The sequence below is a fragment of the Paenibacillus sp. FSL R7-0189 genome (assembly GCF_037969925.1).
Taxonomy (GTDB): domain Bacteria; phylum Bacillota; class Bacilli; order Paenibacillales; family Paenibacillaceae; genus Paenibacillus_AQ; species Paenibacillus_AQ odorifer.
In genome coordinates this window covers 3,218,871-3,235,799 of the sequence record NZ_CP150223.1, presented here as the reverse complement: position 1 = coordinate 3,235,799, position 16,929 = coordinate 3,218,871, and the positions used below count along the sequence as shown (strand labels likewise).

13 protein-coding genes are annotated in these 16,929 nt (G+C 46.6%); 3 read left to right on the top strand and 10 right to left on the bottom strand.

Features of this window, described 5'->3' with window-relative positions:
- Window positions 1–19 precede the first annotated feature (19 nt).
- The 5 genes from MKY63_RS14080 to MKY63_RS14060 form a co-directional block, all read right to left on the bottom strand.
- Window positions 20–352 carry a ferredoxin family protein gene (locus MKY63_RS14080; RefSeq protein ID WP_076128750.1) on the bottom strand — a complete coding sequence of 111 codons (333 nt, stop codon included), beginning with the start codon at window positions 350–352 and terminating at the stop codon, window positions 20–22.
- Entirely contained in the window at window positions 349–1,956 is a 1,608-nt protein-coding gene (locus MKY63_RS14075; RefSeq protein WP_076128751.1) for an FAD-binding protein, read from the bottom strand. Before MKY63_RS14075 ends, MKY63_RS14080 begins: the two co-directional genes overlap by 4 nt.
- Window positions 1,957–1,980: 24 nt before the next feature.
- Complete coding sequence (locus MKY63_RS14070) at window positions 1,981–2,868, bottom strand: ABC transporter permease (protein ID WP_076185455.1); 888 nt, start codon at window positions 2,866–2,868, stop codon at window positions 1,981–1,983.
- Window positions 2,869–2,903: 35 nt separating this feature from the next.
- Window positions 2,904–3,707, bottom strand: coding sequence for an ABC transporter permease (locus MKY63_RS14065; protein WP_038573373.1), 804 nt, complete (start codon window positions 3,705–3,707; stop codon window positions 2,904–2,906).
- 106 nt (window positions 3,708–3,813) lie between these two features.
- Window positions 3,814–4,590: an ABC transporter ATP-binding protein gene (locus MKY63_RS14060; protein ID WP_036680296.1), complete on the bottom strand. Its 777-nt coding sequence runs from the start codon at window positions 4,588–4,590 to the stop codon at window positions 3,814–3,816.
- A 326-nt stretch (window positions 4,591–4,916) separates the two neighbouring features.
- Between MKY63_RS14060 and MKY63_RS14055 the strand changes: the two genes are divergently transcribed.
- On the top strand, window positions 4,917–8,192 hold the full coding sequence (locus tag MKY63_RS14055; RefSeq protein ID WP_339813267.1) for an S-layer homology domain-containing protein: 3,276 nt from the start codon (window positions 4,917–4,919) through the stop codon (window positions 8,190–8,192).
- Window positions 8,193–8,779: 587 nt separating this feature from the next.
- On the opposite strand, the gene MKY63_RS14050 is transcribed toward MKY63_RS14055, so the two are convergent.
- Together MKY63_RS14050 and MKY63_RS14045 are read right to left on the bottom strand one after the other, a co-directional pair.
- Window positions 8,780–10,063 (bottom strand): ArsB/NhaD family transporter, encoded by a 1,284-nt coding sequence (locus MKY63_RS14050; RefSeq protein ID WP_036680299.1) that lies wholly within the window; start codon window positions 10,061–10,063, stop codon window positions 8,780–8,782.
- A gap of 164 nt (window positions 10,064–10,227) precedes the next feature.
- Window positions 10,228–11,580 (bottom strand): PQQ-binding-like beta-propeller repeat protein, encoded by a 1,353-nt coding sequence (locus tag MKY63_RS14045; RefSeq protein WP_339813264.1) that lies wholly within the window; start codon window positions 11,578–11,580, stop codon window positions 10,228–10,230.
- Between the two features lie 246 nt (window positions 11,581–11,826).
- On the opposite strand from MKY63_RS14045, the gene MKY63_RS14040 reads away from it, so the two are divergent.
- Window positions 11,827–12,912 carry an LLM class flavin-dependent oxidoreductase gene (locus MKY63_RS14040; RefSeq protein WP_339813261.1) on the top strand — a complete coding sequence of 362 codons (1,086 nt, stop codon included), beginning with the start codon at window positions 11,827–11,829 and terminating at the stop codon, window positions 12,910–12,912.
- Window positions 12,913–12,973: 61 nt separating this feature from the next.
- Here the strand turns inward: MKY63_RS14040 and MKY63_RS14035 are convergent, their stop codons facing one another.
- Entirely contained in the window at window positions 12,974–13,213 is a 240-nt protein-coding gene (locus MKY63_RS14035; protein WP_036680302.1) for a hypothetical protein, read from the bottom strand.
- Window positions 13,210–14,217 carry a TIR domain-containing protein gene (locus MKY63_RS14030; RefSeq protein ID WP_175617364.1) on the bottom strand — a complete coding sequence of 336 codons (1,008 nt, stop codon included), beginning with the start codon at window positions 14,215–14,217 and terminating at the stop codon, window positions 13,210–13,212. Before MKY63_RS14030 ends, MKY63_RS14035 begins: the two co-directional genes overlap by 4 nt.
- A 149-nt stretch (window positions 14,218–14,366) precedes the next feature.
- On the opposite strand from MKY63_RS14030, the gene MKY63_RS14025 reads away from it, so the two are divergent.
- Window positions 14,367–15,515 carry an N-acetylmuramoyl-L-alanine amidase gene (locus MKY63_RS14025; protein ID WP_076303106.1) on the top strand — a complete coding sequence of 383 codons (1,149 nt, stop codon included), beginning with the start codon at window positions 14,367–14,369 and terminating at the stop codon, window positions 15,513–15,515.
- Window positions 15,516–15,609: 94 nt separating this feature from the next.
- On the opposite strand, the gene MKY63_RS14020 is transcribed toward MKY63_RS14025, so the two are convergent.
- Window positions 15,610–16,902 carry an Nramp family divalent metal transporter gene (locus MKY63_RS14020; protein ID WP_339813257.1) on the bottom strand — a complete coding sequence of 431 codons (1,293 nt, stop codon included), beginning with the start codon at window positions 16,900–16,902 and terminating at the stop codon, window positions 15,610–15,612.
- Between the last annotated feature and the right edge of the window lie 27 nt (window positions 16,903–16,929).

Below are 16,929 nucleotides of genomic sequence, written 5' to 3'. Positions count from 1 at the left end.
ATTTAAATCTTGATCCAGCTCAGAACCCTGCCCTCGATGCCAATTTATACATAAATTCATGGCTTGCTACCGGCTGCCTGCCCTTACCCCAGCCTACTTTTTCACGATAACCGCCAAGTAGTCCCTGCTCCTGAAGTTCCGCTTCTGTCACACCAATAATATTCTCAGAGTCTGGTGCAACGTAGAGAGCATCGACAGGACAATACAGCTCACACATAAAGCAAGTCTGGCAATCGCTCTGCCGGGCAATAACAGGAATGCCATCCTCTACCCGTTCGAAAACATTAGTCGGGCAGACAGATACACATTGGTTGCACTCTACACATCTGGCAGCGCTGATCACCTCAATCACGATAGAACACCCTCCTTAGCCACGGCTTCCGTCTTCACCCATACCTGATCTAATCCGCCACTGATCAAGCGGTGATGCTGGCCATGATCTGTAGCCTTGAAATCCTCACGCTTATGCATGCCTCTCGTCTCTGTACGAGCAAGTGCAGAATTGTACATCCAGCGGGCTGTTGCGGTCATGGCTTCGGCTTCCCGTGCCTTGACCCCTTCTGGCGTACGCTGAATTTCGCGGCTTCGTTGCTCTTTCCACAATCCATCCAGACGATCTAGTGCAGAAGTCAGCCCTTGTTCTGTCCGGAACAAATTGATGTCATACGGCTTCACCTCAGCCTGTACAGCAGACACATACTCTGCCGTTTGGGCCGCCACTCCCGGCTTCACTTCCTGATGCACCAGTGGTGATGATGATAAGCCGACTGGACTACGCTGCGCAGCGTGCGACCCCAGACTCTGTGCATAGACAGCAGCTCCTTCACCAGCAAAAGAACCTGAAGACATCGCCCACGCCGCATTATGGCTGCCACCGCCAGTAAAACCTCCGCAAATCAGCTCGCGGGTAGCCGCATCTCCTGCCGCGTAAAGTCCGGGAACACCTGTGCCGCAGCTTTCATCTGTAATATGGATGCCACCCGTCCCCCGAACCGTGCCTTCGAGCCGCAAAGTAACCGGAAACGCATCCTTGAACGGATCAATTCCCTGGCGGTCAAAAGGAAGGAAAAAGTTCGTCTGCGCCACCCGCAGCAGCGGTCTCAAATCCTCTGGTGCCCCATCCAGCTTGGCGTACACCTGATTACCTGCCAACAGATTCCGGGCAATTACAGAACGGCCCTTCTTGGAACCGGCTCCCTCCACAACGCTTCCATCCTCATAATAAAAGCTGGCATAGCTGTAATACGCCGTCTTGGTCACCGAAGAGAACGTAGGGCAGATCGCATAGGCATTAGAGAATTCCATGCCGGACAGATTCGCCCCAGCCTCAGCAGCAAAGAGATAGCCATCTCCGGTCAACACGTTGCAGCCAAGTGCCTTGCTTAGGAAGGCGCAGCCTCCGGTAGCAATGACGACTGCTCCTGCCTGAACAGTCCAGGTTTCTCCACTCTGGGTATGAACTCCAGCCGCTCCAGCTACGCCATGCTCATCTGCCAGGAGTTCCAAGGCTGGGCTGTGATCTAGAATTTTAACGCCTGCCTTTTTCACCAGCCTACGCATTAATTTCATATATTCCGGTCCTTGCAGACTTCTTCGGAATTGATTGCCCTGCTCATCTACAGGGAATGGATAACCGGAAACACCCAGCTTGTTCATATTGGCATAGGTTTGATCCAGCACCCGGTCCATCCAGCGAGATTCAGCCAGCTGCCCGCCAAGCGCATAACGACTTGCTTTTGCCTCTTTCCGGAGCTTCTCATCCGGCTTCACATACCAGACTCCCGTTCCCGACGGTGCCGTTGCCCCACTTGAACCGCAGTACCCTTTATCTGCAAGGATTACTTTGGCCCCCTTCGCTGATGCAGTAAGGGCTGCCCACGTTCCTGCCGGACCTCCTCCGATAACGAGCACGTCTGCCACCAAATTCACCGATCCTTTTTTCACCGATCCACTCATATGTTCAAGACCTCCTCAGTTTGTTTAGCCTTCGTAACTATCTCGCCAGAACAGGAACTTTCGTTCAATAATCCGGAACAAGGAATCGATCAGCTTACCGACAATTGCGAAAATAATAATGCCTACGAATACAACCTCTGTATTAGAGTTCTGCTTCGCTTCATTGATAAGAAAACCAATACCTGACTGTGATCCAATAAGCTCTGCTACAACCAAACCAATCCAAGCTACAGCCAGCGACAACCTTAGCCCTAACAAAATTCCGGGCAGCGCCGCCGGGAGTATAAGCCTGCGCAGCTTCTGATAAGGACTGAACCCTAATACCCGAGCTACTTCGAACAACTTATTGTCCACATTGCGGATGCCCATAAACGTATTAATATAGAGCGGAAAAAATGAGCCTGTCATAATGATCACAACTTTAGACATCTCTCCAAACCCGAACCAGAGAATAATGAGCGGCGCTATAGCTAAATGGGGAACAAGTCTAAGCACTTGTACGCTAGGATCGAGCACATATTCTACACTGCGAAATAAGCCGGTCAGTACGCCGAATAGAAGACCCAACACACCTCCAATAAGAAACCCGATGCCCGCCCTACCCATGCTGACACCCAGATGATGAGTTAACTCTCCAGTAACCAACAAGTCGGTAAAAGCTCTTGCAATCGAAAGCGGAGTCGGCAAAAAGGTTGCTGAGACCAGCCCCGTACTCCCTGCCAGCTGCCAAAGGACTAACGTCACCACCGGGATAATTGCACCCATTCCCCAATCAGAGAGCAGGGGTTTCCATGCAACTTGTATTGCGGGTTTCTTCGGTGTCTTCTTGGATAAAGGAGCTGTGCCGCCGCTATCCAGCGTTTCTCTGGCTCTTTTAGTATTTTTGATAATAGCTTCTACTCCATCGCTCATGGTGCATCCCCCTTTTGTTTAATGAGCGTTCAAGGTTATCCGCGATAACTGTCTTGCCATCTCAACAACCGTCGTTCAATGTAACGAACAATGGAATCACTCAACAATCCAGCTACGGCAAAAATAATAATCCCCACGAACACCACTGGTGTGTCCGCAAATTGACGCGCATCGGACATCATGTACCCAATGCCTGAGGTAGATGCAATAAGCTCTGCCACTACTAACCCCAGCCAAGAAAGCCCTAGAGAGAGACGCACTCCGAGAATAATGTTCGGCAGCGCTGCTGGAAGTACTAACCTGCCAATCTGCTTCAACCGGCTGAAGCCAAGTACCCGGGAAACTTCGAACAGCTTGTTATCCACGCCGCGAATTCCCATGAACGTATTAATATAAAGCGGGAAAAAAGCTCCCTTAGCAATCAATAGCACCTTCGACTCCTCACCGATCCCGAACCATAAAATGAACAGCGGTACTACCGCCAGACTGGGAATCATGCGGATCATTTGCAGGGAGGGATCTAACAGCTTCTCCGATCTGCGGAACAGACCTACGAGAAGTCCTAACAGCAGCCCCAGTCCACCACCTAGCAGGAATCCAGAAAAGGCTCTGACCAAGCTGATCCTAAAGTTCGGCCACAAATCGCCTGAAGCCGCTAAAGTTACAAAAGATTCCGCAATCGTATACGGCGTAGGGAACAGCATCTCCGAGATCATTCCATAATGCCCGAGCGTCTGCCACAGAATCAGTACACTGCCCGGCAGCAAAAGACCAAGTCCTAGTGTTGCCACCTTTCCGGGTCTTCCGGAAGTTCTTATGGCTACAGCCCGATTTGTCATACTTTGAACCCACCTTTTTTCAGCTTTACAATCACTTTAAATAAACAGAAAGAGACCCTCGAATGTTAATGTCTTCGAAAGTCTCCATGGGTATGGTCGACCTATTTTATATTCCGGCTCCGTCTGTAAGCTCTAGCTCATCTACCTTTTCAAAATAATTCAACACCTTCAAACGCAGCTCTTGAAAGGAGGTCGTTGTTTTTTTCCGTGGATACGGTAAATCTATCGGTACAATTTTACGTATTTTCCCTGGACGCGGCTCTAGAATCACTACCCGATTCCCCAAGAACACAGCCTCATCAATATCATGCGTCACAAAAATCATGGTTGTTTGGTTAGCCCGCCAAATGTCCAGCAATACCGTCTGCATATGAGCCCGAGTGAATGCATCCAGTGCACCAAACGGTTCGTCCAGCAGCAGTATTTTCGGATTGCGCAGAAGTGCACGAGCTATTGCCACCCGCTGGGCCATCCCTCCCGACAACTCGCGGGGATAAGATTTCTCAAATCCATTTAACTTCACCAGATCAATCAATTCATCGACCTTCCGCCTAACCTCCTTGTTCCCTAGCGGTAAATCAGAGGCAATATTCTTCTCAACGGTAAGCCAGGGAAAGAGGCGATGCTCCTGAAAAATAAAACCCTTATCGATCCCAGGACCCCCAATCTCTGCCCCTTCCAGGGTGACACTGCCAGTGTACCCGCTATCCAGACCGGCTACGATGCGTAATAGTGTACTTTTTCCACAGCCGCTGGGGCCGATGACTGTAATAAATTCGCCCTCCTGTACATGGAGATCTACATTATGGAGTGCTTGAACATGACCACCGGCAGACTCAAAACGTTTATTTAGGTTCGAAATAGACAGCAACGCTTCTCCCACCTTGACCCCTCCTTTAATCTGTATGGACAAAAAAACAGAGGCATTGCGTTTTTACATTCGCAATACCTCTGTAGGAACAGTCGGCAATCTTTATTCAAAGTAAATCAATTGGAATTATAATATTTAAAATATCATCGATTTTATAAGCTGTCAACAAAAAACAAGCCCTTTTATGGAACAGAAGTGGAGTTATTTCTAGTTCATAAGTTTGAAAAGCAATGAATTAAATCACTTTTAGTAGGATGAAAGTATTAAAAAACTTTGCTTTTGCGTCGATATAATGAAGTAAGCTTATGACAAATTGGTTCTAAGGAAGGGGCTTTTGCTTGAAAAGCATATCATTAAAATGGGGAGCAACACTTGTTGCCCTTAACACCTTGTTCGGTGGTACTCTCTATGCATCTGCAGCTGAAATCACTCCACCGTTCTCCGATTTAACCGAAATACAACAGACGAAAAGTGCCGCAATCCTCGAGGCTGCTCGTCTAGGATTGCTTAAAGGCGATCCCAATGGACAATTCAGACCCACTGCGACTATGACCCGCCAAGAGCTGGCAGCCATTTTAGCGAAGACCTTAAAGCTAGATTCCTCAGTGAATTCCGCTTCTTCCTTTAGAGACGTATCTGATTCCAGTTGGAGTGTCTCCGCTATTGAGGCTGTTAAAAAGGCAGGATTTATGGAGGGTGATCTTACAGGTAATTTTAATCCATCCAGACCTGTAACTAGAGAAGAGCTTGCAGTTATATTTGTACGTGCCATCCGCGGAACTGGAGCACAAGGCGGACAAGCCAACAAGGTTAATGACGAATCCACAATCAGCAATTGGGCAAAAGAGTATACTGATGTCGCACTACGTCTTAAACTTATAGACTCTCCTGAAGATATGTTCAGCCCCAAAGGTACTGTTCAGCGGCAGGATATGGCTTCTTTTCTGCTGAATATTTTTAAAGAAGAACAACAAACTGCAACGATCGACAATATAGATGGAGATTTCGTAACGATCAATGGCACGCCTTACCTCATTGAAGGTACACTCAAAGAATTAATGGGTGATAGCAACCATGATGCTTTAAGAGGAGCTGTCCTTAAGTTCAATTCCTTGAATCGTCATGTAGATGGTTTGCAAGAGCTTGAAATTGTACAAAAAGGGGTTCAACTAAATACCTCCGGCTTACCCTCCGGTTCTTTGCTCAATATTTCTGGAAATGATGTTGTTATTAAAGGCAATGTTACCGGTGATTTGAAGATTAAAAATGGCGTTTCGAGTATAACTTTTCAGGGCCAAGTTGGGCAGATCATTGTGGATTCTATAACTCCAGTTACTATTCATGGCAGCGGTTCCCTGCAAACCTTAAAAATAGTTGAAGGTGGCGCTAGGATCACCATCGATCCCTCCTTGTCTATTCAAAATCTGCAGTTGCCTGGCATGAGTCTGCCTTCACATTTCATAACAAATTACACAGCCATTCAAAATAATATCCAAACGGTTCAAAATGCATCTGGAGCCGTTGCTCCTGCATATACTTCGTCCACGTCTGCTAACGCCGTGAGCGATCCGACTCCTGAGCCTACTCCGATAGCGACTCCTAGTCCTACTCCAGTGGCGACTCCTGAGCCTACTCCCGTAGCGACTCCTAGTCCTACTCCGGTCGCGACTCCTGAGCCTACTCCCGTAGCGACTCCTAGTCCTACTCCGGTGACGACTCCTAGTCCTACTCCGGTCGCGACTCCGAGCCCTACTCCGGTGACGACTCCGAGCCCTACTCCCGTAGCGACTCCTAGTCCTACTCCGGTGACGACTCCTAGTCCTACTCCGGTGACGACTCCTAGTCCTACTCCGGTCGCGACTCCTAGTCCTACTCCGGTGACGACTCCTAGTCCTACTCCGGTCGTGACTCCTAGTCCTACTCCAGTAGCGACTCCTGAGCCTACTCCGGTCGCGACTCCTAGTCCTACTCCGGTGGCGACTCCTAGTCCTACTCCAGTAGCGACTCCTGAGCCGACTCCGGTCGCGACTCCTGAGCCTACTCCGGTAACGACTCCTAGTCCTACTCCGGTGACGACTCCTAGTCCTACTCCGGTGACGACTCCTAGTCCTACTCCGGTGACGACTCCTGAGCCTACTCCGGCGCCGACTCCTAGTCCTACTCCGGTGGCGACTCCTGAGCCTACTCCGGTAGTGACTCCTAGTCCTACTCCGGTGCTGACTCCTGAGCCTACTCCGGTCGCGACTCCTGAGCCTACTCCCGCAGTGACTCCTAGTCCTACTCCGGCGCCGACTCCGGTGAACCATGCACCAGTCGTGCAAAATAATATTGATCCAATGTCTGCTCTGATCACAAGTGGTGTCCAAAACGTCGACATCAGTAATGTGTTCATTGATCCGGACGGTGACCCGCTTACATTCGCAGCTGCATCCTCTGACGCTAGCGTTGCCACTGTATCTGTAAATGGGAATCATCTCAACCTTGTGCCGATCGATTCAGGCACAGCCATGATTACAATAACAGCAATGGACGGCCAAGGTGGCGTTAACACTGCTACTTTTGCATTCACTGTAACGTCTAATCAGCCACCAATTGCGATATCTGGAATCACTACTCAACTCTTAACACCAGGTATCACTGCACCACGTACATTTGATCTGGCCCAGCTTTTTCAAGATCCCGACAATGACATGCTTACTTATTCAGCTTCTATAGATAACGTAAATGCTGGTACACTTAGCCTTAATGGCAACACTCTGACGGTAACTCCGGCAGCTAATAGTTCAGCTAGTGGTTTAGTGACCCTCACAGCAACGGATGATAAAGGAGGTTCAGCTACCTCAACTTTCACCTTGATTACAGCCCAGCTTGTAAACAACGGCTTTGTGCCAATAACCACCAAGCAAGGTGTATCCAATATTTCCTTCGATATTTCCAAGCTGATTCCTAATCAGAGTCAATTTAAAGTGTATACAGAAAGCAGCACAGGTTCATTGAGCGGACCTGCAACTCTGAATGGAGCTATATGGAATGGTCCTACAAGTCCAGGAACGGTATGGATAGTAGGTTCTGATGGCAAAGCGGTTGTATTATCTATAAGCGTGGCTTCACAGGGTACCTCCGAGCTATTCTTCTCAGAGTATCTGGACGGCGGTGACGGCAGAATCGCAGTTGAGCTGTACTATAAAGGAAATGGTAATCCCGCAGGAAAAGCAGAAGGTTACACCCTTGAAGTCCACCAATTTATGAAAGCCACCCAAACCAAACAGGTTTATTCCCGGCCATTATTTCCTGTACCTGTAGCAATGCCGTATATGTTTATAGATTCTACTTTTGGGGACGCATTTGATTTAATGAATATCTCCTATTACAATGATGAACTGAGTCTATATAATCCAAAAACATATAATATTACAGCATTAGTACTGAAGAAAAACGGCCAAATCGTAGATGTTCTCGGTGACCCTACCTCTACTCAGCAATTCCTCTCCACAGGTGGAACTATTGTCCGTAAATCCGGTATATACACTGGATCACAGCAGTATTCACTTGAGGGCGAGTGGAATCAATATCCCAAAGGAACTTACCAGTATTTTGGAAGCCATACTCCTTAAGCAGCCCTTTCTAATGTAAAAAACAAGCAGGCAGTGAGCCTCCAGATATTGGAGAAACACTGCCTGCTTGTTTATCTGCATTGCGTAGGGTTAAGTCGACTTTGGGTAAACCTCGGAATAACTCCTCCGGATCCCCCCGTATATTTTAATTACCGAATCTAAACCCAATCTTTGATTTAGTTGCATTCTGTACACTTATTTCGTATAAAAAAGGGGTTGTCCTGAATATAACTGTATTCTATACAATTAAAATCCAGAAAAATCACCTTTAGCTGAGGAAATCATGAAAATAAGTGTACTGAATACAGCTATTTTTTGGGGACAATTTATTCGATGAGTTATAACTGTACAAAATACACTTATATGCTCCCACCGTCACTCCAACCTATGTCTACCACTTCAAAATCTGCATTTTGCCTCCACTTGTTACTTATACTTCTGCATCTACTCCCTCTACTTCCACTACTTCCTCTACTTCCTCTACTTCCTCTACTTCCTCTACTCCTTCTACTTCCTCCACAACTTCTACCTGCCGTTTCAAAATATCACTTCAAGCATATCGCTCCCCCGGCTCTTAGTAACGCTGCTTACATCAGATATCTTAAATATAAATACACGCTGGAGATCACAATGGACAACAGCATTAAAGGAAATCCGACCTTCAAATACTTCATGAATGTAATCGGGTACCCCTCTTTTCCTGCCAAACCCGCCACGATCAAATTAGCACTCGCACCAATCAATGTGCCATTGCCACCCAGACAAGCGCCTAAGGCCAAACTCCACCATAACGGCTCCAAATTGCTGATCCCCATATTGCCCATCTCCTGAATCAGCGGGATCATAGTTGCTACAAAAGGGATGTTATCCAGAAATGCCGAGGTAATGGCGCTGACCCATAAAATCATCATTGAGCTCATCAGCACATCACCATTCGTTATTTCAATCGCTTTTGCTGCCAGCTCTGCAATCACACCTGTCTCTACAAGCCCTGACACCAACACGAACAGTCCGATAAAAAAGAAGATCGTAATCCATTCCACGCTGTGAAAAGCTTTTTCCAGCATATGTTCCCCTCCGGTCAGCAGCAGCAGTAAAAATGCACCAGCCAGCGCAACCGTAGCGGACTCCAAATGTAACGCCTGATGTAAAAAGAACCCGGCAATCGTAATTGCCAGTACGATCAAACATTTTCGCAGCAGCTTATGATCCGTAATCATAACCTTCTCATCCATGTCCATGATGCTCTGCTGCAGTTCAGGTGTAGTTTTAATTTGTTTACCGAACATCAATAACAGCAGCGGGATATACGCCAAAACAATGATGATAATCACGGGTGTCAGATTGCTAATAAAAGCCATGAAGGTCAGCTCCTTAACCGCACTGCCAATCATGATATTAGGCGGGTCTCCGATCAAGGTTGCCGTTCCCCCTACATTAGATGCGATAATTTGTGACATCAAAAAAGGCAGCGGATGTATGCGCAGTTGTCTTGTAATACTGAAGGTGACTGGCACCATAAGCAGCACTGTCGTCACATTATCCAAAAAGGCTGAAGCCACTGCGGTAATCACAAACAAAGCAATCAGTATTCTCTTCGGCTTCCCCTTCGCCAACTTAGCTGATTTCACAGCTGCGTATTTAAAGAGACCCGTCTCAGCGGTAATCCCTACAATCATCATCATCCCTACAAGCAATCCTATAGTATTAAAATCGATGTGCTGTAGTGCCGTCTCCTGATCCACAATGCCCATCGCTATCATGACGATAGCTCCTAACATCGCCAGAATGGTACGGTGAATCTTTTCGGAAATAATAAGTCCATAAATCAGCAGAAAAATACCTATCGCCCAAACCGCTTGCTGTTCCATAATATCCCTCGGTCCTTCTATGTAATTTCGTTAACTTACAGTCTACTCATCCTATAACCTTATTATCATAAAATAGATTTGTATTTTTCGCACGGGGATTGTGGAATCATTCCACTAAAAAACGACTCTGCCGGATGTTTATCGGAGAGCCGTTGTGGATTCGATTATTTCGTTTTCAGAGCCTGAGGCTCCTTGAAAGCAGTTAACTTCCCTTTACTCTGCACAATAATCATCCCATCCTCCAGCAAGGTTGGGCCGAATACTCTACCTGATGTTTTGAGCTGCACGATCGGTTTGGCGGTAATTAGATCAATAGCAACCAATTTACCATCGGTCTGGGCAACATACATGCCATGTCCGAGCAGATCGAAGCGGGCAATCGGATTGCTGATTCCTCCGTACTGGAACACAGATTTATTAGACATTTTAACACCATAGATGCTCTGTTCGTTACTAAAAAGAATTCTTCCATCATAAGGACCCGCTGCGTAGGATAACTTAGCTCCGATGGATTCATACGAATAATTATCTCGTGTTACGGCAGCTGGATCAACATTTACTGGGTAGCCATAGACTCCTTTTTGTCCCCCAATATATATCCTGTCCCCAATGATCCAAGCTCTGCCTCCGCTAGTCATATATTCTTCTTCTGGTTTCGGATGATTAGGATCTATATGAGCGGGGTTATACTCTACAGCCTTTACAAGCTTACCTGTCTTCACATCCAAATGATCGAGTGTCGTCAAAGGAAGAGGGTCTACCAATGTAGCTTCCCGTTGTGAGATAAGCGTAGTCCCATCTGCTGCAATCGGAAGACTATGATTACCACTATTCCAAAGCTCTTTACCTGTTGTTCGATCAAACGCATGTAAAATGTCATACGTATACGCTCCGGATTCTGAGTTTTGAGCTAGCACCAGATTCCCCTCAACCATAAATGGTTCAAACAGCATTTCGCTGAAATTATCGCGCCACTGCAACTTGCCATCTTTCAGATTGTAGGCTTGAATATCGCCATTAGCAGCGAATAGCTGCTCTTTATCAATTAACAATTTACTGACACCTTTACTGGTTGCCGATGAGCTCCATTTATTTTTGCCCGTAGCCGCGTTAACTGCATAGATCGTACCTGCCTCCGAAGTGACGTAAGCCACGCCATCCTGATAGAGCAGCGGCGTTGTTAATTTGGAGCCGTATTTCCACATTACTTTTCCAGTCTGGACGTTAATCGCTAAAAGCTGACCCTTTTGAAGGATAAAAGCTTTGCCCGCTCCGACTGCAACAACACCCTTACCCATGATATAATCCGACGGCACATCTTTCAAAGCTGGCAAATCCATTGTTGTTGACCATTCAACCTTCGCAGCAGGCAGGTTTGCATAGTAATCATCACCATTCGAGCCTATAAAAGAGGTGTGTGGATCAACCGCAGCTGCTTGTACCGGATTTACCATAAGCAATACCCCTAAACCAATAACTGCAGTACGAAGATAAGATTTCAATATTGTTCCTCTCACCACCAAACTCCTCCTCATATAAGTAACTGCCTCATTTGGATAGCTTGTTAAAATCAAATATAATAATATTGGACGAGCAGGACACAATCCTTATGGATTATTATTCCATTTTGTCAAAAAAAACAGAAGAAATCAAAACATTTACTCACAAACTTACATTTTGTAAGTCATTGTGTTATAATAATCACATTCCTCCATACACGGACAGGCTTTAGCAAATATATGAATAACAAGGGGTTTGTGAGCATGAGTAACGAAGCAACCGCAGCACCAGCATCCGATTTTGAATTTGGTATCTATACCTTAGGAGACATCGTAGCGGATTGTCATACAGGGAAGAAGATCAGTCCAAAACAACGTCTCGACGAAGTTGTAGCTGCAGCTAAGCTGGCAGATGAGGCGGGACTTGATGTATTTGGTGTAGGTGAGCATCATCGTCTTGATTTTGTAATTTCTTCGGTGCCAGTGGTGCTGGCTGCCATTTCTCAGGTTACTAACAGAATTAAACTAACGAGCGCAACAACCGTATTAAGCACCATTGATCCTGTACGGGTGTTCGAGGATTTCGCCACACTTGATTTGCTGTCGAATGGACGTGCAGAGATTATTGCGGGGCGTGGTGCTTTTGTGGAGTCTTTTCCGCTCTTCGGGTATGAGCTTGAAGATTATCACCGTCTATTCTCCGAGAATATCAATTTACTCTTGGAGCTTAACAAACATGAAGTTATGAACTGGGAGGGCTCCTTCCGTTCATCGCTGAAGGATTCGGAGATTGCTCCACGTCCATTACAGGAGAATCTTCCGCTCTGGATTGGTGTAGGCGGTTCTCCAGAAAGCGCGGAGAAGGCCGGAATGCTCGGGACCGGAATGGCTATCGCCATCCTAAGTGGCAGTCCAGAGCCTTTTCAAGAGCTTGCCGCAACCTATCGGCGTGCCGGAATTCAAGCAGGACATCCACCTGAGGATCTAAAGATTGCGATCACTAGCCACGGCTACATTGCTGAAACCTCACAGCAGGCGTTGGATGAATATTACCCTTACTACTATAGTTACCGTAACTCTATCAGTCCAAAACCGGGTCAAGAGTACAAGGTGTCTCGTGATGACTTTGGGCAATATGTATCTGCTGATAACACGATGGCTGTAGGCAGCCCGCAGCAAATTATCGAAAAAATTCTCTATCAGCATGAGCTGTTCGGTCATAGCCGCTTTATGACTCAGCTCGATATCGGCGGCCTTCCTTACGCTCAGGTAGCCAAAGCCATTGAACTTTTGGCAACAGAGGTTGCACCTGTCGTACGGCGTGAGATCGCCAAGAAGAACAGCCGTTAGAATGGAATACCAAAAAGGGGCCCTCAAGCCAACGGCTGAGGCCCCCTTTTTATAAAAAAAATCACGCAAAGGATGGTTTATTATTATCTACTTTTCCGCTGATAAGCTTCTTATATTCGTCGTCTCCGCCGTCCAAAGAAGGTGCAGTATAAATCTGAGCTGAAGCTGGCTGCTGAGCAGAATGACTCGAGCCTGCTTTTCTTTTGGTGCTTTTGTCATCGCCGCCTGCACTCCTGCTCCCACCACTCGCAGATCGGAGAACAGCATCGGATAAGCTGTTAATACCTTTTATTCTCTTCATGCTGAATCCTCTCCTACTAAATGATTGATGGTACGGAATAAATCCTGATTATTCCCAACTACCGCCTTAAGATCATCTGCAGATAATCCATCACTTCCTGAGAAATGAACGGAAAGAACATACTTCTTACCTAGAGGATAGCATAGGATATATACCTCTGCAACTTCCGTGCGTTGAAAAAAAGTCCATTTACTCGATAAAAATGCATCTACCACACTAGGCTGCTTCTCATTCCCTTTCGTTACAGACAAGGGATAGGAGTGACCACGTCCGACATTCCCCCCCACCTGAACAAGTTGTTCCTTCTCTTGTGCCTGCCAGATGGCTGCACCGATTACACGACAATGCTTCGGAGGTAAAAAGGAATTGCGTATCGCCTCACTAAGTGCGTGATATTTATCTCCATTCTCGGAGATGGTCACATTACTATTATATTGCCAAAAAAAATGAAGGATACTTTCCTTGCGCCTTAAATCCATCTTTAGCTGCTCTAAATCTTTAAGCGGGTCACGGAATCTTCCACGTTCTTGAATACTATCAATAATCTTACCACAGCTCACATCCACAGCAGCCGTAGGATTATCGTGATGCACTTCATACTCTAAAGATGTAATTCCCGCTAAATCAGATAGCAGATGATATTCTTCTACATTTTCTCCAGGGATGAGATCATCACGCGCAGTTACCTGATCAGGCACTAGACAAAAAACACGGCTGCGCCGTAATCTAGCCCAAAACAAACCCATTTCAAACCCCGTATTATCGCGGGTCACATAATAATATTTACCACGGATTTTGGCGACATCATCTGGCGAGAACACAAATACGGCAAAATCGCTCTCATCCAAATTTCGCTCCAACGCCTCCATAGTGTATTCATTCGCCCGAAAAGCGTTGGCATACCAAGGATGCACTTCAGCATCCCTCTTCAGCTGCTCATGAATCGCTCTTGCATAACGTATAGACTCCCTGGAAGATCCAATGAATAGCTTTGGTTTAGTCACGGCAATGCTCCTTCATCCTCTTTCCCGATATGTAATAATTATACAAGTCTTTAGACCACCAGAAAAGAGGCCATATTCTCAAAAAATATTATTCTAAACCTCGTAAATTGGGTAATGAATTACGACTACTCTCAAAAAGCGAGGATACTATGAACAAAATGATAGGTGTCACCCTGCTCACAGCTTGCCTTTTGGGTATAGCAGCGCCACAGTCTGCTGAAGCAAAGACAGCAGCGGGAAGTTATACCGCACAGGTATATGCGAGTTCTTTAAATGTACGCGATGAACCGGCTAAGAATGCAACTGTTGTAGGATCAATTAAGAATGGGGCTCGGGTTACTGTGACTGATGAGCAGCATGGATGGTTAGAGGTTAAAGCGGGGAGCACCTCTGGCTGGGTAGCGGGTTATTACCTAAAAAAGGTGAACAGCAACTCCCTGCAATCCAGCGCTTCTGGAACGTCTATTGCTACTAAAACCAATACTGCCTCGTCAACATCAGCCAATACTTCTAGTAGAACTTCAAAGGCTACAGTCACGGCTGATTCTCTGCGCATCCGAAGTGGCCCAGGAACTCACTATAAGGTGCTCGGTTCTTTAAAAGCCAAGGATACAGTCACTCTCCTTCTTCATCAGAACGGCTGGGCTCGAATTCGCACAGTCAGCGGTGAAACCGGTTGGGTGGCAGAGCAGTATATCCGAAGTGGAAGCACATCAAGCAGTACAAGCAGCATAAGCACCGTCCAGCATAAAGGCGGACTACGAGGAAAGCTGATCGTCATCGATCCTGGTCATGGCGGCAGTGATCCGGGCATGCTTGGCACTACATATAACACCATGGAAAAAGATTTGAATCTGCATACTGCACTTTATGTCCGCGATGCTCTTGTTGCTAAAGGAGCACGGGTAGAGATGACGCGCACCCGAGACGATCAGAAGCCGACGTTAGCTCGTCGTGTTCAGATGAGCCAAGCCCTGCGTGCTGATGCTTTTGTAAGCGTTCATTATAATTCTTCACCTAAAAATGTGTCCGGAACGTTGACCTTCTTTTATTCAGAAGCGGATGATTTGAAGCTGGCGCGGGCGATTGAAACCCGACTGGGGCAAGGCATCGGTCTGAAAAGCAACGGGTTGTCCTTTGGCGATTATCACATCCTAAGGGAGAATCGGATTCCAGCTACCTTGGTTGAGCTTGGATTCCTTACCAATCCTACAGACGAGTCCATTGTCCGCAAGGCCTCCTATCAGAAAAAAGCGGCTAAAGCCATCGCTGAAGGCGTTGCGGATTATTTTAAATAACTGGCTGGAACAACACTCCAAAAAAAGCCCGACCCATGTATCTCTCAGGTATGATCTGAGGAGATCTGTGGGTTGGGCTCTTTTGACTGCTTCCTTATACGAGCATTTGATAGACCAAGAACAAGTTCAACGATACAACCAGACCGGAGATAATCCAGCCCAGAGTGGCTGTCACTTTGCGATTCACTAACCCGCCCATAATCTGGCGATTGCTTGTAAACACAACCAGCGGAATCAACGCGAACGCAATCCCAAAGGACAGGATCACCTGACTGATCACGAGCGCTTTGGTTGGATTCACACCAAAACCAATGATCGCTAGTGGCGGAATGATGGTAATCGCACGGCGCAAGTACAGGTTAATTCTTTTGTTGATGAAGCCTTGCATAACCACATCGCCAGCCATAGTCCCTACGGAGGAACTCGACAGTCCCGCAATGAGTAGTCCCAACCCAAACGAGATCGCCGTTACTGGCCCAGCTAAGTGACCAAATTGTTGAAACGCGACATCCAGATCCTCAACCACGAGACCATTTTTGAAAAACAATGCCGCGGAGACAATAACCATAGCCAGATTTACTGCACCTGCGATAATCATCGCAATAATAATATCTATAAATTCCAATTTGAAAATCTGTTTTTTCTCCGATTCATTCACCCCGACGATACGGTTCTGTGTAAGTGATGAATGCAGGTAAATCGCATGTGGCATCACAGTTGCACCTAGAATTCCTGCGGCCAATAGGATGCTGTCCACCCCTTCAAACTTAGGTGTAAACATGCCTACGGCAACTGCTCCCATATCCGGTTTAGCTACAATAACTTGAAAAGCGAAGGCTAATACGACTATAAGGATCATCGCGGCAATCCCTGCCTCTAAGGAGCGATATCCCCGGCGTTGCAGCTCTAAGATAGCAAATGAGCCCACCGCAGTAATCAGTGCTGCTGGCAGCATGGGAATCTCAAATAAGAGATATAGTCCTAATGCCGCCCCGATAAACTCTGCCAGATCCGTAGCTATAATCACTAGCTCACTTTGAATCCATAAGAAGATAGATACACTCTTCGGAAAACGATCATGAGCGATCTCAGGCAAGTTCTTGCCTGTCGCAATCCCCAGCTTGGCTGATAACGCTTGGATTAGCACAGCCATTAGATTAGAGGCCACGATCACCCACAATAAGAGATATCCATATTTGGAGCCCGCCGTAATATTGGTGGCAAAATTACCTGGATCCAGATAAGCAACAGCAGCGATAAAAGCTGGGCCTAGAAAAGGAAGTAATCGTTTAATCCCTTTGATCTCCCCGTTAAGTACGGCTTGTGCTGAAACCGAGTTCTTATGTTGTTTTATATGTGGTTGTTCTACTAAAGTTTGTTCGAGCATTTCAATTCCTCCTCTTGCCCTGAAAAA